The following is a 22,903-nucleotide window of genomic DNA, read 5'->3' as shown; positions in this document are numbered from 1 at the left end:
TGTTCTTTGCAATTCCATTATAATCCTTAAAGATGTATTTTAAATACATCTTTTGTGACAGAACGTTGACACATAAATAATGGCACAAAGAAGACTCTCGAATTAAAGGGAAGCAAGAGATTATTTAAAAAGGTTCTTCAACGATACTTTTACCGTACGTTTTGGATAATATCGTAATAGTCATTGGTTTAGAAATCGGTTATAATGGCTTAAAGCTATCATTAAAAGCGAGGGAAATATATGAGACTGACAAGCTACACAGATTATTCGATTCGTGTTCTTATCTCGCTTGCAGCACAGCCAAAGGATAAACTAGTCAGCATTAAAGACATAGCTGATGCCTATAAAATATCGAAAAACCATTTAATGAAAGTCGTTCATCAGCTGGGACAATTAGGGTTGGTCGATACGTTAAGGGGAAGGGGCGGCGGCATCCGTTTAGCTAAATCGCCGGAGGAGATTAATTTAGGCTGGGTTGTTCGGCACACAGAAGACGATTTTTATATGGTTGAATGCTTTGATCCGGAAAAAAGCGCCTGTATTATCAGCCCCGTTTGCCGCGCGAAAAGTATTTTGCAAGAAGCAACAGAGGCATATTTAGCTGTTCTTGATAAGTATACTTTAGCGGATATTATTGAAAATAAGCACGAACTCAAAAAAGCTTTTAATTTTTAAAACAGAGCTTACCCTAATGCAGAATTTCCACCGGACAGACACGAAAAAACATTAGCTCACATAACAATAAAAATAGGTGTGAGTCTAATGGAGGTGGAAAAATGCTGTCATTGTTGGTGGGGAGCGCAGCATACTTATTTAAAGAATTTTGGATTTTTGTATCATATGTTAAGAATAATGCTTTTCCGCAGCCGCTTCCGGAAGATGAAGAACGAAAATGCCTTGAGCTTATGGCCCAGGGAAACCAGGAAGCCCGCAATCGCCTTATCGAACACAACCTCCGTTTAGTTGCCCATATTGTAAAAAAATTCGAGAATACAAAAGAGGACAGTGAAGATCTTATTTCGATCGGAACCATTGGGCTGATTAAAGCCATTGAAAGCTACTCACCGGGTAAAGGGACCAAACTTGCCACATACGCGGCCAGGTGTATTGAGAATGAAATACTCATGCATTTACGAGGATTGAAAAAGACTAGAAAAGATGTTTCTTTGAATGATCCTATTGGTCAGGACAAAGAGGGCAATGAAATTTCATTGATAGATGTTCTTAAGTCAAAAAACAAAGACGTTATTGATGAAATCACTTTGAATATGGAGAAAAAGAAAGTATACGAATACTTGCATATTCTCGATGATAGAGAAAAAGAAGTTGTCATTGCCAGATTTGGCCTTGATAACCGCAAAGAATTAACCCAAAGGGAAATAGCTAAAAAATTAAATATATCAAGAAGCTATGTTTCAAGAATCGAAAAAAGAGCCTTAATGAAACTTTTTAATGAGTTTTACAGACAGCCCCATAAGAATAAATCTAGATAAAAAGAGTGCATGATTTAAGCTGACGCCTATGTCAAGGACACAAAAAAGAGATTAAGCAGCCAGAAGATGATTCCTATATTGAATAGGAGTCATTTTTTATGACGATGACCTATTACTTTTTTGATAAGGAAACAGGTAAACCAAAAGTAAATGGCAAAATTAACTTAATGTCAATAAAAGATGTTGAATAAATGAAGAGTAAAAAGAAGCTATGGATAACTATCGGTATTATTATTTAAGTTTTTATAATTATTATCGGAGGCGTTGATTTGAAATTTAAGCATGAGGAAGAAGAATTAGTCAAACAAGCTCAAAAAGCGGAGGAGAAATATATGATGAAGGAGGAACACTCTGATGATCACCTTAAGGCATATCTTCTCATCGCAAGAAATAATGGTTAATTTATACTTCATATTACGAAAAACAAGAGATTTTTTGATTAAAGACTTGATAGGGGATAGAGCTTTTTCCTTTCACTAGTTTTTTAAGTTAAATCATTAAAACAGATAACAGGTGAAGGGCAGCAAAAATTTCATTGATAGATGTTCCTCAAGTCATAAAACAAAGACGTTATTGATGAAATTACTTTAAATATGAAGAAAAGAAGATATACGAATACTTGTACATTCCCAATGATAGGTAAAAAGATATATACGAATACTTGCATATTATCAATGATAGAGAAAAAGGAGTTTTTATTGACGGATTCGGTCTTAATAGCCGCAAATAATGAACCCGATGAAAATATATCGAGAAGCTATGTTTTAAGAATCGAAAAAAGAGCCTTAATGAAACTTTTTAATCGCCGAAGCTTTCAAACTGCTGACAGCTTGCACCTTATAGATTGATGCTGATACAGATTTTCTTTATTATCCAGGGGTGTTTATTTATGCCCAAAATGAAGATAAAGCAAAGGACTTCCGCATTCGCCCTAACAAGTTTTCAACGGTATCATATATTAATCATGTAACTGATACTAACGGAAAAGGAGATGAGAGAATGAGCTACGGAGCTGGCGGTTACGGATTAGGCGCAGGCTTTGCGTTAATCGTTGTCTTGTTCATCTTGTTAATTATTGTTGGTGCTGCATACGTTTATTAATAAAATAGATTCAGCTTATTGCTTAATCTAAATAACCTGCAAAAAACCCTGCCGAATGGGCAGGGTTTGAGTTATGATATTGGCAGCAAGTATCTAAAGTAAATATAAATGGTTGAAATGATTAATGCAATGAATGTAAGGGGTGCTCCTATTTTTAAGAAATCCATGTAAGAAAAGCCATGGCCTTCTTTGTCGGCGATGCCGGCAACAACAACATTGGCTGAAGCGCCGATTAAGGTCATATTACCGCCCAGGCAAGCCCCGAGTGACAATGCCCACCAGAGAGCATTGATTTCCGGCGAATGAACAGAAAAGCCCATCCCTTTAGCCATATCTTGTATAAGTGGAATAAGGGTAGCCACATAAGGAATGTTATCGATTGTTCCTGAAGCAATACCGGAAATCCAAAGAATTAACAACGCCGTAAGAGTGAGGTTGCCGTTTGTAAGATCAAGTGCTTTGGAGGATAAATATTTAACAACGCCAACATCTACGAGTCCGCCGACTAATACAAATAAGCCGCCAAAAAAGAAAATAGTCACCCATTCGACAGATTGAAAGGCTTCATCAATATGATTTTCCTTTACACCAATAAGCAATAGCAGACTGGCCCCTGTCATAGCTACGGTAGCGGGCTCAAGGCTATTTATAAAGGAATGGAGAATAAATCCGACGACGGTCAGAAGTAAGATCACACATGCTTTAATCATAAGCTTGCGGTCTTTGATAAAGTCATTTTCATTCAGATTTAACAGCTGCTGCTTTTTCTCATTTGAAACATTTAATTGCTTTCGGTATATAAAATACAAAATAATAAGTGTAACCGCAGCGATAATCAAAATAACCGGCGCAAGATTAAGCAAAAAGACATTAAAGGTTAGATGCTTATTTGCCGACCCTATCATAATATTAGGCGGGTCGCCGATAAGCGTCGCTGTTCCGCCAATATTGGAAAATAAAACTTCCGATATTAAGAAAGGAAACGGTTTAACGCCTAAAATCCTGGTAATAGAGAAAGTGACTGGTACAACTAACAGAACAGTGGTGACATTGTCCAAAAATGCGGAGCCGACAGCAGTTAGTATGGAAAGAGCAATCAATATTTTGACCGGTTCGCCTTTAACAGCTTTTGCGGCTTTAACTGCAACGTACTGAAAGACGCCTGTTTTATTTGTTATTCCTACAAGTATCATCATTCCGATAAGCAGCGTTATTGTATCCCATTCAATGTGCTTAGTAAAGGCTGTGTGAAGATCAACAATTCCGAAAATAATCATCACAGCCGCACCAAGAAGGGCAATAACGGCCCGGTTTACTTTTTCTGTAATAATAATCGCATATATTAATAGAAAAATGATAACGGCGACAGTTACCTGCATAAAGGTTGTTCATCTCCTTGTTTATACGTTAAACGTGAAATTGGGCAGCAAAGCGCATCTTATTTTTTATCCTGGTTGACTGATTTTATGGTTATTTCTCCTGATTCCACAGGTCCGCCATCATTAGGACATGACAACTTGTCCAAATCCGCCTTTAAATCATCTATGTAAAAGGAAAATCCGCATTTTTTGCAATGGACACGCTGCATGCGATCAATGAAAACTTCACTAAGAGATGATGAGTCATTCTTTGAAGTATCAATGAGTTCAATATGCATGACCGGGTCGGAATCATCTTCAGCTATCAGTTCTCCAGAAGCATCCAATGCTGTTCTCCACGTCGAATCAATGGAAAGCTCTTCAAGCTCGCTGTGTGAAGCGGAAAGAAATATCTTCTTGGCTAAAAGCATGAGTTGTTCATCTTCCAAGTCATCAATATCAGAGCGCTTTGTTGACTTTTTCCATTCTCCTCTTAATTGATCTTCAGTAATAACATATTTTTGTATTTTATGTATGATGACGTTTTTCACAACCAGCCCTCCATTTTAAATGATTCAACTTAATTCTACAATATTTTTTCCATAAAACAAAAGAAAAAGACGAACTGATGCAGCTCGTCCTATAAAAAATGCCTGTGTTGTATTTGAACATGCTTTAATTATATTGATTGACCATTCCGTCTAAGGATCGCCGGTGAATTTCTTCTTCAATTAAATCAATAAACTCTTTGCTTAATTCTAATTCTTTTGCTTTAAAATAAGACTCAATAAGGAGATCATCGGACAACTTTTCCATTCTATTAGCCGAACAGGCTGACACCTCCCTTTACTCTTACGCAGCATCAATTATAAAATAATGACATTTCACTTGAATAAATGTTATCATGAAATAAAATTGAGAACAACCGTTCTGATATCCACAGCTTTTAGTGGATAAGTTGTGGGCAGCTTGTTCATAACCAATAAAAAAGTAATAACAACAATTATGGATATGTTAATAAAGTTATCCACATTTTAGAAGAATGTCAGAAATTGTCGAAATGTTTTTGGACTTATTTTCTTTTATGTTCATATAATCGGCTGCTTTTTTTCCAGGGTAATGGTCTCATAAAAATAGACATTTTTTTATATAGAAAAAAGAATACACTAATGATATGAATATCATCTTTAATGAAATAAAACATGTTATGATAAAATGAAAGCTTGTGCAGCTTGAAAGAGTGAAAATGGTTGTGAATAAACGCATCATTGGTAAAATATACGTGTGACTTGAAAATGCCACAGATTTGAGGTGTATTGATTGTTAAAGCATTTTTTGCCTGACGAACATGTGAAAAGTATTTATGAAATCAAACCTGACGATTTAAAAAGCAAAGGAATAAAAGGTATTATCACTGACCTTGACAATACATTAGTGGCTTGGGATAATCCTAAAGCCACCCCGGAGTTAATTGAATGGCTCGAATTGATGAAGCAGGCAGGGATTAAGGTAACGATTGTTTCTAATAATAAGGAAGTCAGGGTCAAAGCGTTTTCAGATCCGATAAAAATCCCTTTTATTTACAGTGCGAAAAAACCGTTAGTCCGAGCATTTAAGCGGGCTATTAAAGATATGGGATTACAGCCCGATGACGTGGTTGTTATCGGTGATCAGTTATTAACAGATGTATTGGGCGGAAACCGCTTAGGCGTTCATACGATTTTAGTTGTTCCTGTGTCAATGTCAGATGGATGGATGACTCGCTTCAACCGTAAAATGGAACGGCGCATCCTTTCATCTATGAGAAAAAGGGGATTGATCGATTGGGAGGATTAGAAATGAAAGAGACATACACATGCGCAGGGTGCGGGGTGCCTGTTCAAACGGAAGATAAGCAAGCTTTAGGCTATGTTCCAAAATCGGCGCTCAACAGGGATGTTATCATATGTCAACGTTGTTTTCGCTTAAAGCATTACAATGAGATACCGGATGTTTCATTATCAGATGATGACTTTCTAAAACTTTTGTCTCAAATCGGACAAACAGATGCCTTAGTCGTAAAAATTGTTGATATATTTGATTTTAATGGAAGCTGGGTTCCGGGACTTCAGCGTTTCGTTGGCCAGAATGATATTTTGTTAGTCGGGAATAAAGTAGATCTCTTGCCTAAATCAACAAATCAAAATAAATTAAAAAATTGGATGCGCCACTCAGCAAAAGAACTCGGATTAAGACCCATTGACGTGTTATTAATGAGTGCTGAAAAATCCATCGGGATTTCTGAGGTGGCAAATGCCATTGAACGGTACAGCGATGGCAGAGATGTCTATATTGTCGGCAGCACAAATGTTGGAAAATCGACTTTTATTAATCAGTTGATTAAGCATTTTGGCGATGATGAAGGCATTACAATTACGACTTCGCAGTTTCCGGGCACGACTTTGAATTTTATTGATATTCCGCTTAACGAAGATCAAACGCTTTATGATACGCCTGGGGTTGTCAATCAGCATCAAGCGGCGCATTTTATCAGTCCCGATGACTATAAAAAGGTTTTCCCTAAAAAAGAAATTAAACCAAAAGTGTTTCAATTAAATGAGGAGCAGACATTATTTTTAGGCGGGCTGGCAAGATTTGATTATATATCAGGCGGACGGCGGTCAGTTGTTTGTTATGTATCTAACGAAATGTATATACACCGGACTAAATCCGAAAACGCCGATCAATTATTTGAAAGTCAATATGGGAAGCTTCTGTCTCCACCAAGCGATCCAAAGGGTTTGCCGGAGCTTCGCCGCTACGATTTTACAGTCAAGGAAAACGATATGGATATTGTCTTTTCTGGACTTGGATGGGTTACTGTGAAAGGAACAGGAGCCAAAATCCAAGCCTATGCACCAGAAGGCATTGGTGTGTTAATTCGTCCGTCGATTATTAAAGGGTGAGGAGTTATGAGTGAATTATATGCTGTTATTGGGGATCCAATAGGACACAGCCTGTCCCCGGCTATGCACCAATTCTGGTATAAAAACAATCATATGGCCTGCCATTATCATGCTTTTAAGGTATCCGCTGATGATCTTGCTGATGCTGTTAAAGGGTTAAAGGCCATTGGCATTAAAGGATTTAATGTCACTATTCCCCACAAGATTAACATCATGCCGCTGTTAGATCACATTGACGAGGAAGCGAAGATGTTAGGTGCTGTTAACACCGTTGTTAACAGGGGCGGAGAGCTATACGGCTATAATACAGATGGTTTGGGGTTCCTATTAAGTTTAGAAAAGGAAGTTCCAGAAATCTTAAAACAAAATCCTAAAGTACTGATCATCGGTGCCGGGGGTGCCGCCAGGGCGGTTGGCTTAACGCTTGCCAAACACGCAGAGTTAAAGCAATTAGATATTAGCAATAGGACAATCGACAAAGCCAAACGGTTAAGTTCCGAATGTGAGCCTTTGACAAAAACCCGAGCGCTCAGCTTAGAAGAAGCAAAAGGCCGCCTGCCGGATTATGATTTGATCATTAACGGCACGTCACTGGGCATGGCGCCTCATACAGATCAAACACCGATAGCCATAATGCCGAGCGAACGGCGCCAAGTCTTTGTCGACCTGATTTATCGTCCGCTAAAAACAGCGTGGTTAAGGCAAGCCGAAGCAGAAGGACACACTGTATTAAACGGGCTGCCTATGTTAATTTATCAAGGGGCGCTTGCATTTAACCATTGGTTTGGCTTTATGCCGGATACAAAGGGTATGCAAATGTTTTTGGAAAGGAAATTGGAGGATTAGCATGCTTACAAATAAACAAAAAAGATTTTTGCAAAAGAAAGCTCATCATCTTAAGCCGATATTTCAGATTGGCAAATCAGGGATTCATCATAAAATGACGAATGAAATTGCCAGCGCGCTTGAGGCTAGGGAATTAATAAAAATAAATTTGCTGCAAAATACTTTAGAAGATGTTCATGATGCGGGGGTTCAATTAGCCGAAGAAACCGGGGCTGAACTCGTTCAAATTATCGGTCATACAATTATTTTGTATAAAGAATCTAAAGAAAACAAGCAGATTGAATTACCCAAGGCATAGGAGTATGGCCATGAGAAAAATTGGATTAATCGGCGGAACGTTCGATCCTCCGCATCTTGGGCATTTAGTCATTGCTGAAGAAGCACGGGAAGCTTGTCATCTTGATGAAGTATGGTTCCTGCCAAGTTATATACCGCCGCATAAAGACAGATTAGTGACTGACTCGGATCATAGGATTGCGATGGTCGACCGTGCGATTAAAGGGAATCCCTTGTTTAAACTGTCATTAATTGAAATCAAGCGGAAGGGCCGCTCCTATACTTACGATACATTATACGAGCTTAAACGCAGGTATCCTGAAGACGAATTTTATTTTATTCTTGGTGCGGATATGGTTAATGATTTGCCGAATTGGTACAAAATTGATGAACTTGCCAAACTAACTTCTTTTATTGGCTTTAAGCGGCCGGGTTATACTTTCAAACAGCCGGAAGAAGTGACTATCATTCCGGTTGACATGCCGCAAATTGATATATCATCCAGTATGATAAGAAAAAGGATAAATCAACATCGTTCAGTTCGTTATTTTTTATGTGAAAGTGTAAAAGAATATATTGAGGAGAAGGGTTTATATGAAGATTGAAGAGGCCATGCGTGAAGTTGAACACATTTTACCTCGAAAAAGATACGAGCATACCCTTGGTGTTGTTCAATCAGCAAAATATTTGGCTGAAAAGTATCATGGCAATGTTGAAAAGGCAGAGCTTGCGGCTATGCTTCATGATATTGCAAAATACTTTAATAAAAACGATATGGCAGCGATGATTAAAAAGGTTCCGGACATACCTGATGATTTATTGGAATACCATGTATCCTTATGGCATGCGCCGGTTGGGGCCGCTTATGTCAAAGAAAAATACGACATTAATGACAACGACATTTTAAATGCGATTTTCTACCATACAACCGGAAGAAAAGGCATGACACTTCTTGAGAAAATTGTTTTTTTGGCGGATTACATTGAACCGGGAAGAAGATTTCCAGGTGTCGAAGAGGTCCGAAGGCTTGCAGAGATTGATCTTGATACAGCTGTGGCTAAGGCTTTGGAAAATACAATTATTTTTTTGGCTTCCCGTCATCAGCAAATTTACCCGGATACGATCAGTGCATATAATGATTTGATCAATCAAGCAGGGAGGAATCTTAAATCATGAACAACGAAAAATTGGCATATTTTCTTGCAGACGTTATAGATGATAAAAAAGGGCATGATATCGTTATTTTAAATATGCAGGGCATATCGGTTATGGCCGATTACTTTGTGATTTGCCACGGCAATTCAGAAAAACAAGTTCAAGCCATTGCTAGGGATCTTAAAGATAAAGCGGAAGAACAGCAAATCGACGTTAAAAGAGTGGAAGGCTTTGATGAAGCGAGATGGGTGCTTGTCGATTTAGGTGATATTATTGTCCACATTTTCCATAAAGATGAAAGAGAATATTATAAACTCGAAAAGCTTTGGGGAGATGCACCGAGACTTACACTTGAAAGTAAACCGTCTTAACTGGGTGATCAAGATGGCTTATGAACATTTTGCGCTAATATATGATCAGCTTATGAGTGAAGCACCTTACGGAAAATGGGTTAACTGGATTAAGCAAACAGCTGAAAAATATCATTGCCCAGGGCGTAAGGTGCTTGAACTTGGATGCGGCACTGGAGAAATTAGTTTGCTGCTGACAAAGGAAGGATACGATGTAACCGGCCTTGATTTATCAGAGGATATGCTTAGTATTGCGCAAGAGAAAATCATCCGAAACGATTGCTGCATTCAGCTTTATCAACAAGATATGCGGGATTTTTGTTTATCTGATAAATTCGATATGGTTATTGTTTGCTGTGATTCATTAAATTATCTTAAGAACATGGATGAAGTAAAATCAACGTTCAAAAATGTTTTTGACCATTTAAATGATGAAGGTTTATTTTTGTTTGATGTCCATTCTTTACATAAGATAAACAATATTTTTCAAAACCAGCAATTCTCTTTGGCTGAAGAAGAAATATCCTATATTTGGGGATGTTATCCAGGTGAAGAGCCTCACAGTGTTTTCCATGAACTAACTTTTTTTCAGAGAAAACCTTCAGGATTATACGAACGTTTTGACGAAACACACTATGAGCGGAGCTTTTCCGTTGATGAATATAGCCAAGCATTAAAGGATTCAGGTTTTGATATTCTTGATATTACCGCTGACTTCACTCATCGAAAACCTCAGCCGGACTCAGAAAGAATTTTTTTTAGTGTAAAAAAATAAAAGGGTTTTTTATCTTAAAGAGAGAAATCATTAAAGGCGGGATCATTTCCCGTCTTTAATGATGCCAAACTGTTTATCCACATAGAGATGATCTTCTTTGAATTTCTCCTGCGTTTTTTGAAAGAGGTGTTCGAAAACCTCCCCGATCCCGCTTTCAAGCACATTCAATCCAACCCCTGTTACACCGCCTTTGACAGTCACTTTTTCTTTTAGTCCCGATAAAGTATAAATATTTTTCTCCAATAACTTCCCTAGACCAATAATCATATCACTTGTCAGTTGTGTTGCTTGTTCTCTCGAGATTTCCGTTTCTTGAACAGCCCCTTGGATAAAACGTTCAAGCAAATAACTGAAAAACGCCGGTCCGCAGCTGCAAATATCTGAAGCTACCCTCGTGACATTTTCTTCAATACAAACCGGTGTTGAAAATTTTTTAAGAATATCAAGCAATTGTTTTTTCTTTTGTTCCCCGCACCTTTTCCCAAAAGTCACTAATGTTGATCCCGATAATGATCGATTAACAATGCTCGGAATCACTCTTATCACATGGCAAGGAACGACAGACTCAATTTGTTCGACTGTAACGGGACTCGTAATTGATACAAGACATTGATCCGGTGACAATTCATCTTTCAGATCTTCAAGTAATGGATATATATCTAAAGGCTTAATGCAGACAAAAATAATATCGGTATTTTTGGTGACTTCAACGGCTGTTCGAACAATATGAACCTCCGGATATTCCGCTTTGAGCTTAAAAGCTTTTTCAATTGTTCGATTTGTTATCAATAAATCTTCGGGTGAAACAGCAGCTCCTTCAATGAGAGATTGTATTAAAATAGTGCCCATATTACCGGTGCCGATAATGCCTAGTTTCATATTTTCCCCCCTCCCGCGCGGCTTTTCCTCTACACTGTATGCGAAGCTTAAGGCAGTTATTCATAGCCGCGAGCCGCTTCCCTGCATAAGAGGTGTCCCTTTATTTGATTATAAAATTCCAAGAGGTGAGTATTTTGTTTCGGAAAGATAAGATTCCTTACGTTGCAGCTGCTGTTTTATTAGTCATTTTGGTGTATGTGTCTTTTTTTAAATCTAAAACGCCAGAGCCGGTTTTGCCCAATAAGGAGAAAAATGAAGTTTTTGTTCAAAAAGACAACAAGATTGAAGCTGGCGATCATCTGAAAAAGGATGAAAACAAGGCGGAACAACGGGAGGTCGTCGTCGATGTTAAAGGAGCGGTAAAGAAACCCGGCGTCTATCATATGGAAAATGATGCGAGAATAATGGAAGTGATATCAAAAGCGGGTGGTTTAAATAGCGATGCTGATCAAAAACAAATTAATATGGCCCAAAAATTAACAGATGAAATGGTCGTCTATATCCCGCACAAAGGTGAGAACATCGAACAAGCAAACGGTGCGGCCGGTTCTCAAGGATTATCGGTTAATAGCAGCAAGGATGATAAGGTCAATATTAATACCGCAACCGATGAAGAGCTGCAGAAATTGCCGGGAATAGGTCCGGCCAAGTCAGCCGCTATTATGACATACCGTGAAAAAAGCGGCCCCTTTAAAACGGTTGATGATCTTACAAATGTTCCGGGCATCGGTGAAAAATCATTGGAGCAGATCAAGCCGCAAGCAACTGTAGATTAAAGTTTATGTTAAAATGTGAATGGGCTGACAAGGTTTTTTTACTGTTAGACATGACCTTTTTAAAAGGAGAATGATATAAATGAAAAGACTGTCATGGGATCAATATTTTATGGCGCAAAGCCATCTGTTGGCAAATAGAAGCACTTGTCCAAGACTTGCGGTCGGTGCAACGATTGTCAGAGACAAACGCATTATTGCCGGAGGCTATAATGGCTCGATATCCGGAGGCATCCACTGTATTGATGAAGGGTGCTACATGATTGACGGCCATTGCGTAAGGACAATTCATGCTGAAATGAATGCGATTTTGCAATGTGCAAAGTTTGGGGTTCCCACGCAAGGAGCAGAAATATATGTTACGCATTTTCCATGTTTGCAATGCTGTAAAGCAATAATCCAGAGCGGCATTAAAACAGTCTATTATGCAGCCGATTACAAAAATCACCCGTATGCCATCGAACTTTTTGAAAGTGCCAAAGTTAAAACTATAAAGGTGCCATTTGATAACTTCTTTGAACAGAATAACCAACAAGAAAAACTTGAATTATTCGCCGATGTTCTGAAAAAGTTAGAAAACGCCGGTGTTGATGAAAAAGAAATCAGAGCATTTTATGAAAAAGCTCAAAGTATTTTTTCTAATGGCGTCTGAAGAAGGGCTTTTTAAAAAGAATGGCATCTCGGGGAAATTTTACTTCCTTGCAATATCAATGGTGCTGGCTATTTGGTTTTCTCTTGGCGAATGGCAATGGCTTGCGCTGGCATTATTAATAGGACTGGTCATTTTGCTATCAAGAAAACAATTGTTTATGGCCGTTCTAGCGATGATGACGGCCGTCTTTTCAATTGTTAACAGCCTCTATATATCCCCGAATCATTCGATATTTAAGGAGCCTTTTCAAGGGACATTTGAAGGGAAAATCATCGATCTGCCCAAATTCGATGGTGACCGGCTTACTTTTACAATGAAACTTCACGAAGGTGAGAAACTGGCTGTTCATCACCGGATAAAACATTCTGACGAAAAACAGTCTCTTATGTCACACTTAAAAACTGGATTGACTTGTACAATAAATGGACAATTGCAGCAACCGCCCGCAAAAGATAATTTTCATGCCTTTAATTATCAAAAATATTTGTTTCATCAGGGGATTCATTGGTTGCTGCAAACTGAAACCGATTTTACATGTGGAGATCAAACACTAACTCTTTTAGACCGATTGCATCGGCTGAGAGAACAGAAGATAAATGAAGTTGAAAAACACTTCCCGAAGCCTTCCAGTGATATGATTAATGCTTTAGTCTTCGGTTATCGCGACAATATCAATCAAGAGATTCTCAATGCTTATCAGATGTTAGGTATTATCCATTTATTAGCGGTTTCAGGGCTGCATATTAGTGTTGTCATCGGATCGCTGTATTATTTGGGACGGCGCCTAGGCTTTATCAGGGAACATGTTATTTTTTTAATGATTATCCTTATTCCCCTTTATATATGTTTAACAGGAGCAAGTCCTTCAGTAGTAAGGGCAGGGCTCATGGCATTATCTGTCTTTTGCGCCCAATTATTTAAATCCAAAATCTCCGCATTGGACAGCATCAGCATAACGTGTATGTCAATGCTGGTTTATCAGCCTCATTTACTATTTAACTTAGGATTTGAATTATCATTTTTAGTGACCTTTTTTATTTTGCTTTCTTCCCCTTTTATTGATAAGAAATATAATTCCTTCCTTCTCAAGCTCATCGCTGTTACTTCAATAGCCCAGCTTGCTTCTTTTCCAATTATCGTCTATCACTTTTATGATTTTTCTCTAATGAGTTTCCTCGTCAATTTATTTTTTATTCCATTCATTACTTTCTGTATTTTACCTTTTTGTTTTATAGCCTTTTTCGTATTTTGGTTATTTCCCTTTCTGCTGCCTTATGTGATAAATCCTCTGCAAGCTGCATTAATATACAGCGATAAATGGCTTTTGCTGCTGTATCGCTGTCATTTCTTAAATTTGCGCTTTGGCCAGCCGTCTATACTCTTTTTAATTTTCACGTGCATATGCATTGCGTCTGTTTGTTATTGGTGGGAAGCTTCAAAGAGAAAATCAGCCATCATGGGCCCTGTGATATTGATCATTGCTTTATATTTTTGCCAAAGTTGTCTAGGGTATTTAAATCCCTGCGGCAAAGTGACTTTCTTAAATGTAGGGCAAGGAGACAGCATATTGATTCAATTGCCGCATCGGAAAGGAAATATCTTGATTGATGCGGGAGGATATTTGCCTTTTCAAAAGCAAAAGTGGCAAAAAAGGAAAAATCCTTTCGAACCAGGCAGGGATGTTGTGTTAAATGAGCTTAAAGGATACGGAGTTAAACGATTAGATGCGGTTATTTTAACGCATGAAGATTATGATCATATAGGCGGATTGAAAGATATAGCCGGGAAAATGCCTATAAAGAATTTAATTGTAAGTCCTTATTTTCCAATAGAGGGCAGTAAAAAAGCGCTCATAATAAAATGCTTAAAAGAAGGAACAGCTATTAAAACAGTAGAAGCAAATGATACCTTAAAATTTGGCCATTATTTTTTTCGCGTGCTTTCACCTGCTTCAAAGATGAGCTCATCCAACGGCAATTCAGTTGTTTTAGCAGCCAGATTAGGCGGGGAAATGTGGCTGTTTACCGGCGACGGCGATAAGGAGGCAGAACAAGATTTATTAAACCGATATACACACTTAAATATCGATATATTAAAGGCGGGACATCATGGAAGCAAAACATCAACCAGTGAGCGATTTATTAAAAAGATTAAGCCAAAAGCAGCTATTATCTCGGCTGGAAAAAATAACAGATACGGCCACCCGCATTCTGAAGTTTTAGAAAGGCTTAAAAAGCAAAGGGTGAAAATCTTTCGTACCGATGAACGAGGAGCTGTGGAAGTCACGTTTAAAGGCCATCATATAGCTAAATTAATAACGGCTGAATAAAACCCGAAATAAAGAAAGCTTGGCGAGGGGCCAAGCTTCTTTTACGTCATAAGCTGTTGGATGACAATGCCGATAATGAAAATGATAGCAAAAAAGAGAAATGAAAAGTTAAAGCCGTTTAAAGAGTCGATAAAATCATTTCTTTTGCTTTGAACATCTTTTTCAAACTCGTTCATATGCATCCCTCCTATTATTTCAAATCATAGCATAAGTCTAAATAAATTGAAAACTTATCTTCCAGAATTTTTTATCATTTGCTAAGTGTTGTCACCCATACTTTGGCGAGGCATAGGATATCATAAAAATATAATCAGAATATCGTCGCACAGCAAATGTCCTAGGCTTTGCTGTGCGGCGTTTATATAAAATAGAAGGATGAGCTTTGGGGGGCTGATCCTTCTTCTATTATAAATATGCAGGCGTTTATCTTTAAGAAGAACCTTTCGCTGCGGCAGGCACGGTTCTGAAGGGATTTCCCTTTGTTGCCGGTTCAAATTTATCGCTGCTTCCATTCGATCGTAGTGTTTACTTAAGTTAACAGCCTTGCTGCTTCAGTCATTCTGGGTTAAAGTTATATTGAAAAGAGGGATGGTAATGGCGTTAACCCAGAAAGATTTAACAATAAGCAAACCGCTTTCTCCTGTATATGTATTATTTGGAAAACAAAGCTATCTTATACAATTAATTAAAGATAAAATCATTAATCAAGCTTTGACTCAGGAAGAAAAGGAATTTAATTTATCTTCTTATAATATGGAAGAAACACCAATTGAAGCGGCGATTGAAGATGCAGAAACTTTGCCGTTTATCGGGGAAAAGCGTGTTGTTGTCATTGAAAATCCATATTTTTTGACATCTGAGCGTACAAAATCCAAGGTTGAGCATGATTTGAAACAGTTAGGAAGGTATCTTGAGGCGCCTTCACCAGATGCTGTTTTGATTTTTATAGCTTTTTACGAAAAGCTTGATCAGCGAAAAAAAGTCGTCAAACAATTAACAAAGATTGGAACAACATATGAATTATCACAGCTGAGCGATGACTTATTGTTTAAATTATTGGAAAATATCGCTTTGGAATACGATGCGAATTATACAAAAGAAGGCCATGAACAGCTGTTAGCGTTAGTTGGTCCGCAATTATCATATCTTGCTAATGAGGTGAAAAAGTTTGCGCTTTATTGCGGGAAAGACCGTCCAATAGATAAGCATATTGTCAATGAGCTGGGGGCACGGTCGCTTGAAAACAATGTTTTTTCATTGGTTGATATGGTCATGAAACAACAAACAGCCAATGCTTATCAGTTATTAAATGATCTTCTTAAACAAAAGGAAGAGCCGGTTAAGATCTTGGCTTTAATTGCAAGGCAGATAAGAATCGTTTATCAGGTAAGCTTATATCAAAATGAGGGGTATACGCAAAAGCAAATGGCCGCCAAGCTTAAATTGCATCCATATGCGGTTAAGATTGCAGCGGGACAAGCAAAGACCTTTAAACGCCAAGACTTAGAGAGAGCACTCAGCCAATGCACCGAGGCTGATTATCAAATGAAAAAAGGTTCTATGGAGAAAACGCTCGTTCTTGAATTATTAATCCATAAAATCGCCTGCCATAAATAAAAAAAGAGGTTTCCAACTATGTGGACCTCTTTTTTTATATTATACTGACAAACCATTCAATTTTTGAGAAAGGCGTGATTTTTCACGAGCAGCTTTATTTTTGTGGATTAATCCTTTAGTTGCCGCTTTGTCAATTTTTTTAGTAGCTACGATAAATGCTTCTTTTGCACCTTCAACGTCGTTATTTTCAACTTTTTGATTAAAGTTTTTAATAGATGTACGCAATGCTGATTTTAACATTACATTATGTTGACGGTTAGATTCATTTTTCTTAACGCGTTTAATCGCAGATTTAATATTAGGCATACTTTCACCTCCTTGAGGCTCTTCATTGACAAATTGTATTGTATCAAAGCATAGATGCGTTTGCAAGGCTTCTTCCTGAATAATCTTCATTTGAAGATTTGCGGCGAGAAGCGTGAATGAAAAACCGTAAAACAGGCTATCATGAATAATAATGATCGGTTGGAAAGGAGCTCTTTTCGAATGACTGAAAACCTAGATATAAATGCATTTAAAGTGAGAACAGACCTGGCCATTGAAGCTCATGAAATGGTTATAGATGAGCAAGAGCAGCAAAAGAGAAAACCTATCGCAGGCGTTGAATTGGAAGAGCAAAATATTGACGGCGTTAAGTTGACAAAAATGATTATTAATGAAGAAGCTGCTGAACGGTTAGGAAAAAAAGCCGGCAAATATTTAACTTATGAGGTTCAAGGGATTCGCAGACAAGATACTGCTCTTCAAGAGACCGTTGAACGGGTGTTTGCCAAAACCTTTGCAAACTTTTTAAAAGAGCTCAATATATCAAAGGATGCCAGCTGTTTAGTTGTTGGCTTGGGGAATTGGAATGTCACCCCTGATGCTCTAGGCCCGAATACAATCCAAAATCTTTTAATCACAAAACATTTATTTGCCTTGCAGCCTGAGCAAGTGCAGGAAGGTTTTCGTTCGGTCAGTGCCGTTTCCCCCGGTGTTATGGGATTGACCGGCATCGAAACAAGCGACATTATTTTCGGTATCATAGAAAAAACAAAACCTGATTTTGTTATTGTGATTGATGCCCTGGCTGCAAGGGCTCTTGAGAGGGTTAATACCACCATTCAAGTCGCAGATACAGGCATACATCCCGGCTCTGGAGTCGGCAATAATCGAAAAGAAATAAGCGAGAGCACTTTGGGTATTCCTGTCATCGCTATAGGGGTTCCCACAGTTGTAGACGCTGTAACCATCACAAGCGATACTTTAGATATGGTATTAAAACATTTCGGGAGAGAAATGCGTGAAAGAAATAAACCTTCAAAAGCTTTAACGCCTGCATGGTTATCATTTGGCGAAAAGAAACGATATACTGAAGAAGATTTGCCCGATCCGGAAAAAAGGTCGTCGTTTTTAGGTTTAATAGGCACATTATCTGAAGACGAAAAAAAGCAGCTGATTAGAGAAGTTCTGGGACCGGCCGGCCATAATTTAATGGTCACTCCTAAAGAAGTGGATACTTTTATAGAGGATATGGCAAATGTCTTGGCAGGAGGGCTGAACACAGCGCTTCATAGCCAAATTGATCAGGATAATTTAGGACACTATACTCATTAAGGAAATAAAGCTGTTCTATTTATGTATTAAGCGGCATAAATAATAAATGTAAAGAATGGATTTGGACAAGCTATTTTTTTAAAAGCCTTCAATAAGGTGTGAGTAATAATGAAAAAATTTTTTATAAAAACAGCGATATTAATGTTCTTGTTATTCTTTTCTGTTATATATGGCATGGTTGCGGCTAACCATGGGGCATCTGATATTAAAGGATTAAACGTGCCAAAAGATAATGTTCAGCCTTTAAGTTTAAATATTGCATGGCCAAAAACGGTGAATAAAACTGCGCAAAAATTACCAACCATTGAAGAACGTGCTGCTCAACTAAAGCATCGCAAGGCATTTAATCCGTACTCGAGTATAAGCGATACGATGTCTAATGGCCTGTCAGATGCTTTTCGAAAAGGGATGTCAATAACTGCAAACCTATTTGATCAGATGGTGCATGCTGTACTATGAGGCCTTTTGCGGGTCTCTTTTTTTGTAAGAGGATGCTTTTTTCAGCGTTTTACTCGCCGAAGCGCGGTGAAGAAGTGTTTCCGGTTCGCAAAAGAGAACAAAGATGTTTATTCGGGTAGTTGCTTTTGCTATAATCAATCTAGTGTGTTTTTGTATATTGGTAGGAGTGAGTGATATGTCTAGGAATAATGAGAGTCGTCAGTCGCGGATAAGGAACTTTTCAATTATTGCTCATATAGATCACGGGAAGTCAACGCTTGCGGATCGTATATTAGAGGAGACGGCTGCGCTGACTAAGCGAGAAATGAAGGAACAAATGCTTGACGCTATGGATTTAGAGCGTGAGCGCGGCATAACGATAAAATTAAATGCTGTCCAATTGACATATAAAGCTGATGATGGAAATGAATATATTTTTCATCTGATAGATACACCGGGGCACGTCGATTTTTCTTATGAGGTTTCCAGAAGCCTTGCCGCTTGTGAGGGCGCTCTGCTTATTGTTGACGCCGCCCAAGGCATTGAGGCGCAGACTTTGGCTAATGTTTACTTGGCCATTGAAAATGATTTAGAGATTATTCCGGTGATTAATAAAATTGATTTGCCAAGCGCAGAGCCTGAGCGTGTAAGAAAAGAAGTTGAGGATGTTATTGGGCTTGATGCCTCTGATGCTGTATTAGCTTCAGCAAAAGCGGGGATAGGCATTAGAGACATTCTCGAGCAAATAGTTAAAAAGGTGCCGGCCCCTGCCGGTGATCCCGAAGCGCCGCTAAAAGCGCTGATTTTCGATTCTGTTTACGATTCGTATAGGGGAGTCATTACGTATATACGGATTGTGGAAGGTTCTGTAAAAGTTGGCGATAAAATCAAGATGATGGCTACTGACAAAACATTCGAAGTGGCCGAATTAGGTGTGTTTACGCCAAAGCCCGTTGCAAAAGACGAATTAACAGTAGGCGATGTCGGATTTCTGACCGCTTCAATTAAAAATGTCAGTGATACTCGTGTGGGCGATACCATTACCAGTGCAGAAAAACCTGCAGATGAGCCTTTGCCGGGTTATCGCCGGATGAACCCGATGGTATATTGCGGCCTTTATCCTATTGATTCAAGTCAATATAATGATTTGCGCGAGGCTTTGGAGCGTCTTGAATTAAATGATTCCTCACTTCAATATGAACCTGAAACATCCGATGCCCTTGGCTTTGGCTTTAGATGCGGCTTTTTAGGTTTGCTCCATATGGAAATCATTCAAGAACGGATTGAGCGGGAATTTAATATCGATTTAATTACAACAGCGCCTAGCGTTATTTATCATGTTCAACGCACAAACGGCGATATTGAACAAGTCGATAACCCATCTAAGATGCCTGATAAGAAGGATATTGATACAATTGAAGAGCCGTTTGTGAAAGCAACCATTATGACGCCGAACGATTATGTCGGTCAAGTGATGGAGCTTTGCCAAAAGAAACGCGGTGATTTTATTGACATGGTTTACCTTAATGAAAATCGCGTCAATGTTATTTATCATTTGCCGTTATCTGAAATTGTTTATGATTTCTTTGACCAATTAAAATCACAAACAAAAGGATATGCCTCACTGGATTATGAGTTTTTAGGGTATAAGCCTTCTAATCTCGTTAAAATGGATATTCTTCTCAATGGCGAGAAGGTTGATGCTTTATCTGTTATTGTTCACCGCGATTTCGCGTATGAACGAGGCAAAGCAATTGTAGAAAAATTAAAGGAATTGATTCCGAGACAGCAATTTGAAGTCCCGGTTCAAGCTGCTCTAGGGCAAAAAGTCATCGCGCGCTCAACCATCAAAGCGCTGAGAAAGAATGTTCTTGCTAAATGTTACGGCGGGGATATCAGCCGTAAAAGAAAGCTTCTGGAAAAACAAAAAGAAGGCAAGAAACGAATGAAGACTGTCGGAAAAGTGGAAGTGCCGCAAGAAGCGTTTATGGCCGTCTTAAGAATGGATCAAGATAAATAAAGGCTGTGATTTCTATGATTAAAGGTGCTTATGTGCACATACCATTTTGTGAACATATTTGTTATTATTGTGATTTTAATAAAGTCTTTATTCAGAAACAGCCGGTTGATGATTATTTGAATGCTTTGGACAAAGAAATCAGTGAAGGATTATCGCGCGCGGAGTCTGATTTAGAAACAGTCTTTATTGGAGGCGGCACACCGACTGCATTAGACAATCAACAATTTCATAAGCTATTAAAGATCATTGACCGGCATCTCATAACACCTAAAATTAAGGAATATACCATTGAAGCCAATCCGGAAAATCTTAATGAAACAAAGTTTAAATTAATGAAAGATTACGGCGTAACCCGCTTAAGTTTGGGAGTTCAAACCTTTCAAAACGACCTGCTCAAAGAAATCGGCCGCCCGCACAGCTGTGACGATGTGATTGATATTTTTCAGGAAGCGAGGCTTTCGGGCTTTGATAATATATCTATCGACTTAATGTTTGGCTTGCCTAACCAAACTGAAAAGATGTTAAAAGAATCGATTGAAAAGGCAATGATCCTTGAGCCTGATCACATCTCTATTTATTCATTGCAAGTCGAGCCGAAGACGATTTTTTATAATCGAATGAAAAAGGGCAAACTGCATCTTCCCGGGCAGGATGTAGAAGCAAATATGTATGAATTGGTCATATCCGAATTAGACAAACACGGATATATACATTATGAGATCAGCAATTTTGCCAAAAAAGGCTTTGAAAGCCGGCATAACTTATTATATTGGAGCAATGAACAATACTTCGGCTTCGGTGCAGGATCACACGGTTACGTCCAAAATAGCCGTGTCGTCAATGCGGGTCCGGTAAAAAATTACATCCAGCTTGTTGAGGAGACAGGCAGCGGGCAATTTGCTTCGCATACAGTAACCCGGAAAGAGAAAATAGAAGAGGAGCTATTTTTAGGGCTCAGAAAATTATCAGGGGTAAAAAAGAAAAGATTTTATGAAAAATTTCACTGTCAAATAAATGATCTCTACGGTGAAGAAATTGAGCGGTTAAAGCAGCAAGGTTTATTATATGAAGATGAGGAGAAAATTGCTTTAACCCGGAAAGGCGTCTTTTTAGGAAATAGTGTGTTTGAAGCATTCTTGGCTTAGCGGATGCGTTGACAAATCACCTAATCATTGATAAATTTTAGAGTAGAATTAGCACTCATTAAACCAGAGTGCTAACAGAGGTGATGGGGATGTTAACAGAACGTCAACTGTTTTTACTTAGGGCTCTCGTTGACGATTATATTAGCACTGCAGAACCTGTTGGCTCTCGCGCAATAGCCAAGCGCGAAGATGTTAATTATAGTCCGGCCACAATCAGGAATGATTTAGCGGATCTTGAAGAAATGGGTTTTTTGGAAAAAACCCACACTTCTTCGGGGCGCATTCCTTCTGAAAAAGGCTATCGCTTCTATGTTGACCATCTTGTATCACCGGTGCTTTTAACGGCTCGGGAAATGCAAAGCATCAAAAAAGCATTTACGGACATGTATTATGAGGTTGAAAAAGTCATTCAGGAAACAGCAAAGATTATGTCCGATTTTACCAATTACACCGCGATAGCGATGGGCCCGGAATTAAATGATACAAAGTTGAAGCATATCCAAATCATTCAATTAAACGCTGAAAAAGCGATCATGATAATCGTTACGGATACAGGTCATGTCGAAAGCCGGACGATCTCATTGCCAAAGAAAGTATCAGCTCGAGATATTGAAAAGCTCATTAATATTTTGAATCAAAAATTAAAAAATGTGCCCGTTTTTCAATTGAAAACAAAAATTGAAAAAGAAATTAAGAAAGTGCTGAATAAGCACATCGAAAATTACGAACAAATATTGTCAATTCTAGACGAGGCCTTAAGCTATCATCCATTAGATCAAATTTATTACGGCGGCAAAAATAATATATTAGCTCAACCTGAGTTTCGGGATGTCGATAAATTTTTACCGCTTTTAAACGCTTTAGAAGAAAAAGAAACTATTTACGAATTGCTCCGTTCACCATCTAGCGGCATTAATATAAAAATTGGGCATGAGAACAATTTGGTAGCTATCAAAGACTGCAGCGTTATTACAGCAAGTTACTCAATGGGCGGTGAACATATGGGGACTGTAGCGGTGATCGGTCCGACGAGAATGGCTTATCCCCGTGTTATTACATTAATGGAAGTTATCTCTAGAAAATTGACTCATTTATTAACAGAGCTGTATTAATGCATTCTTTAAAATGAGTGGAAGAGTTATCTTCCACCCTTTG

At 38.4% G+C, this 22,903-nt stretch carries 27 protein-coding genes; 21 read left to right on the top strand and 6 right to left on the bottom strand.

Annotated elements, in window-relative coordinates:
- Positions 1–240 precede the first annotated feature (240 nt).
- The 4 genes from JOD45_RS10040 (at position 241) to JOD45_RS10030 (ending at position 2,594) form a co-directional block, all read left to right on the top strand.
- Positions 241–675, top strand: coding sequence for an RrF2 family transcriptional regulator (locus JOD45_RS10040; protein ID WP_205003753.1), 435 nt, complete (start codon positions 241–243; stop codon positions 673–675).
- A 101-nt stretch (positions 676–776) separates the two neighbouring features.
- Positions 777–1,493, top strand: a complete 717-nt coding sequence (gene sigK / locus JOD45_RS10035; RefSeq protein WP_205003752.1) for an RNA polymerase sporulation sigma factor SigK — start codon at positions 777–779, stop codon at positions 1,491–1,493.
- A gap of 269 nt (positions 1,494–1,762) precedes the next feature.
- Positions 1,763–1,894 carry a hypothetical protein gene (locus JOD45_RS16765; protein ID WP_275583950.1) on the top strand — a complete coding sequence of 44 codons (132 nt, stop codon included), beginning with the start codon at positions 1,763–1,765 and terminating at the stop codon, positions 1,892–1,894.
- Between the two features lie 598 nt (positions 1,895–2,492).
- Positions 2,493–2,594 (top strand): YjcZ family sporulation protein, encoded by a 102-nt coding sequence (locus tag JOD45_RS10030; RefSeq protein ID WP_205003751.1) that lies wholly within the window; start codon positions 2,493–2,495, stop codon positions 2,592–2,594.
- Between the two features lie 71 nt (positions 2,595–2,665).
- Here JOD45_RS10030 and JOD45_RS10025 read toward each other — a convergent pair whose 3' ends face one another.
- The 3 genes from JOD45_RS10025 to sda all read right to left on the bottom strand — a co-directional run bounded on the left by JOD45_RS10025 (position 2,666) and on the right by sda (position 4,768).
- Positions 2,666–3,973, bottom strand: coding sequence for an ArsB/NhaD family transporter (locus JOD45_RS10025; RefSeq protein ID WP_205003750.1), 1,308 nt, complete (start codon positions 3,971–3,973; stop codon positions 2,666–2,668).
- 59 nt (positions 3,974–4,032) lie between these two features.
- A complete protein-coding gene (locus JOD45_RS10020) occupies positions 4,033–4,503 on the bottom strand; it encodes a hypothetical protein (RefSeq protein WP_205003749.1) in 471 nt (156 codons plus the stop codon).
- A gap of 124 nt (positions 4,504–4,627) precedes the next feature.
- The gene (gene sda / locus JOD45_RS10015) at positions 4,628–4,768 is read right to left on the bottom strand and encodes a sporulation histidine kinase inhibitor Sda (RefSeq protein ID WP_205003748.1); all 141 of its coding nucleotides are present in this window, start codon (positions 4,766–4,768) and stop codon (positions 4,628–4,630) included.
- A gap of 504 nt (positions 4,769–5,272) precedes the next feature.
- Between sda and JOD45_RS10010 the strand changes: the two genes are divergently transcribed.
- From JOD45_RS10010 to JOD45_RS09975, 8 genes are read left to right on the top strand one after another with little or no spacing between them, the layout of a single operon-like run.
- Positions 5,273–5,788: a YqeG family HAD IIIA-type phosphatase gene (locus JOD45_RS10010; RefSeq protein ID WP_205003747.1), complete on the top strand. Its 516-nt coding sequence runs from the start codon at positions 5,273–5,275 to the stop codon at positions 5,786–5,788.
- Between the two features lie 2 nt (positions 5,789–5,790).
- Entirely contained in the window at positions 5,791–6,897 is a 1,107-nt protein-coding gene (gene yqeH / locus JOD45_RS10005) for a ribosome biogenesis GTPase YqeH (RefSeq protein WP_205003746.1), read from the top strand.
- A gap of 6 nt (positions 6,898–6,903) precedes the next feature.
- Positions 6,904–7,743, top strand: a complete 840-nt coding sequence (gene aroE, locus JOD45_RS10000) for a shikimate dehydrogenase (RefSeq protein ID WP_205003745.1) — start codon at positions 6,904–6,906, stop codon at positions 7,741–7,743.
- Between the two features lies 1 nt (position 7,744).
- Complete coding sequence (gene yhbY / locus JOD45_RS09995; protein WP_205003744.1) at positions 7,745–8,041, top strand: ribosome assembly RNA-binding protein YhbY; 297 nt, start codon at positions 7,745–7,747, stop codon at positions 8,039–8,041.
- Positions 8,042–8,051: 10 nt separating this feature from the next.
- A complete protein-coding gene (locus JOD45_RS09990) occupies positions 8,052–8,624 on the top strand; it encodes a nicotinate-nucleotide adenylyltransferase (protein ID WP_205003743.1) in 573 nt (190 codons plus the stop codon).
- Entirely contained in the window at positions 8,614–9,195 is a 582-nt protein-coding gene (gene yqeK / locus JOD45_RS09985) for a bis(5'-nucleosyl)-tetraphosphatase (symmetrical) YqeK (RefSeq protein WP_205003742.1), read from the top strand. The genes JOD45_RS09990 and yqeK overlap by 11 nt, the downstream gene beginning before the upstream one ends.
- Positions 9,192–9,545: a ribosome silencing factor gene (rsfS, locus tag JOD45_RS09980; RefSeq protein WP_205003741.1), complete on the top strand. Its 354-nt coding sequence runs from the start codon at positions 9,192–9,194 to the stop codon at positions 9,543–9,545. The genes yqeK and rsfS overlap by 4 nt, the downstream gene beginning before the upstream one ends.
- Positions 9,508–10,299 (top strand): class I SAM-dependent DNA methyltransferase, encoded by a 792-nt coding sequence (locus tag JOD45_RS09975; protein ID WP_338056073.1) that lies wholly within the window; start codon positions 9,508–9,510, stop codon positions 10,297–10,299. Before rsfS ends, JOD45_RS09975 begins: the two co-directional genes overlap by 38 nt.
- A 42-nt stretch (positions 10,300–10,341) precedes the next feature.
- Here JOD45_RS09975 and comER read toward each other — a convergent pair whose 3' ends face one another.
- Positions 10,342–11,178 carry a late competence protein ComER gene (gene comER / locus JOD45_RS09970; protein WP_205003739.1) on the bottom strand — a complete coding sequence of 279 codons (837 nt, stop codon included), beginning with the start codon at positions 11,176–11,178 and terminating at the stop codon, positions 10,342–10,344.
- Between the two features lie 134 nt (positions 11,179–11,312).
- Here comER and JOD45_RS09965 point away from each other — a divergent pair, with 134 nt between their 5' ends.
- The 3 genes from JOD45_RS09965 to JOD45_RS09955 all read left to right on the top strand — a co-directional run bounded on the left by JOD45_RS09965 (position 11,313) and on the right by JOD45_RS09955 (position 14,932).
- Entirely contained in the window at positions 11,313–11,954 is a 642-nt protein-coding gene (locus tag JOD45_RS09965) for a helix-hairpin-helix domain-containing protein (protein WP_205003738.1), read from the top strand.
- Positions 11,955–12,033: 79 nt separating this feature from the next.
- Positions 12,034–12,603, top strand: a complete 570-nt coding sequence (locus JOD45_RS09960) for a ComE operon protein 2 (RefSeq protein ID WP_205003737.1) — start codon at positions 12,034–12,036, stop codon at positions 12,601–12,603.
- Positions 12,566–14,932: a DNA internalization-related competence protein ComEC/Rec2 gene (locus JOD45_RS09955; protein WP_205003736.1), complete on the top strand. Its 2,367-nt coding sequence runs from the start codon at positions 12,566–12,568 to the stop codon at positions 14,930–14,932. The genes JOD45_RS09960 and JOD45_RS09955 overlap by 38 nt, the downstream gene beginning before the upstream one ends.
- Positions 14,933–14,973: 41 nt before the next feature.
- Here the strand turns inward: JOD45_RS09955 and JOD45_RS09950 are convergent, their stop codons facing one another.
- Positions 14,974–15,108, bottom strand: coding sequence for a YqzM family protein (locus tag JOD45_RS09950; protein ID WP_205003735.1), 135 nt, complete (start codon positions 15,106–15,108; stop codon positions 14,974–14,976).
- A gap of 418 nt (positions 15,109–15,526) precedes the next feature.
- Between JOD45_RS09950 and holA the strand changes: the two genes are divergently transcribed.
- Positions 15,527–16,549: a DNA polymerase III subunit delta gene (gene holA / locus JOD45_RS09945; protein ID WP_205003734.1), complete on the top strand. Its 1,023-nt coding sequence runs from the start codon at positions 15,527–15,529 to the stop codon at positions 16,547–16,549.
- Between the two features lie 39 nt (positions 16,550–16,588).
- Here holA and rpsT read toward each other — a convergent pair whose 3' ends face one another.
- Positions 16,589–16,855 (bottom strand): 30S ribosomal protein S20, encoded by a 267-nt coding sequence (rpsT, locus tag JOD45_RS09940; protein WP_205003785.1) that lies wholly within the window; start codon positions 16,853–16,855, stop codon positions 16,589–16,591.
- Between the two features lie 180 nt (positions 16,856–17,035).
- Between rpsT and gpr the strand changes: the two genes are divergently transcribed.
- The 5 genes from gpr to hrcA all read left to right on the top strand — a co-directional run bounded on the left by gpr (position 17,036) and on the right by hrcA (position 22,860).
- The gene (gene gpr / locus JOD45_RS09935; RefSeq protein WP_205003733.1) at positions 17,036–18,145 is read left to right on the top strand and encodes a GPR endopeptidase; all 1,110 of its coding nucleotides are present in this window, start codon (positions 17,036–17,038) and stop codon (positions 18,143–18,145) included.
- A 108-nt stretch (positions 18,146–18,253) separates the two neighbouring features.
- Complete coding sequence (locus JOD45_RS09930) at positions 18,254–18,604, top strand: DUF3679 domain-containing protein (protein WP_205003732.1); 351 nt, start codon at positions 18,254–18,256, stop codon at positions 18,602–18,604.
- A gap of 175 nt (positions 18,605–18,779) precedes the next feature.
- A complete protein-coding gene (gene lepA, locus JOD45_RS09925) occupies positions 18,780–20,603 on the top strand; it encodes a translation elongation factor 4 (protein ID WP_239549201.1) in 1,824 nt (607 codons plus the stop codon).
- A gap of 17 nt (positions 20,604–20,620) precedes the next feature.
- A complete protein-coding gene (gene hemW / locus JOD45_RS09920; RefSeq protein WP_205003784.1) occupies positions 20,621–21,748 on the top strand; it encodes a radical SAM family heme chaperone HemW in 1,128 nt (375 codons plus the stop codon).
- An 89-nt stretch (positions 21,749–21,837) separates the two neighbouring features.
- Positions 21,838–22,860 carry a heat-inducible transcriptional repressor HrcA gene (hrcA, locus tag JOD45_RS09915; protein ID WP_205003730.1) on the top strand — a complete coding sequence of 341 codons (1,023 nt, stop codon included), beginning with the start codon at positions 21,838–21,840 and terminating at the stop codon, positions 22,858–22,860.
- Positions 22,861–22,903 lie beyond the last annotated feature (43 nt).

Source organism: Scopulibacillus daqui, from assembly GCF_016908855.1.
GTDB classification, from domain to species: domain Bacteria; phylum Bacillota; class Bacilli; order Bacillales; family Sporolactobacillaceae; genus Scopulibacillus_A; species Scopulibacillus_A daqui.
This window is presented reverse-complemented; position numbering and strand designations above follow the sequence as displayed.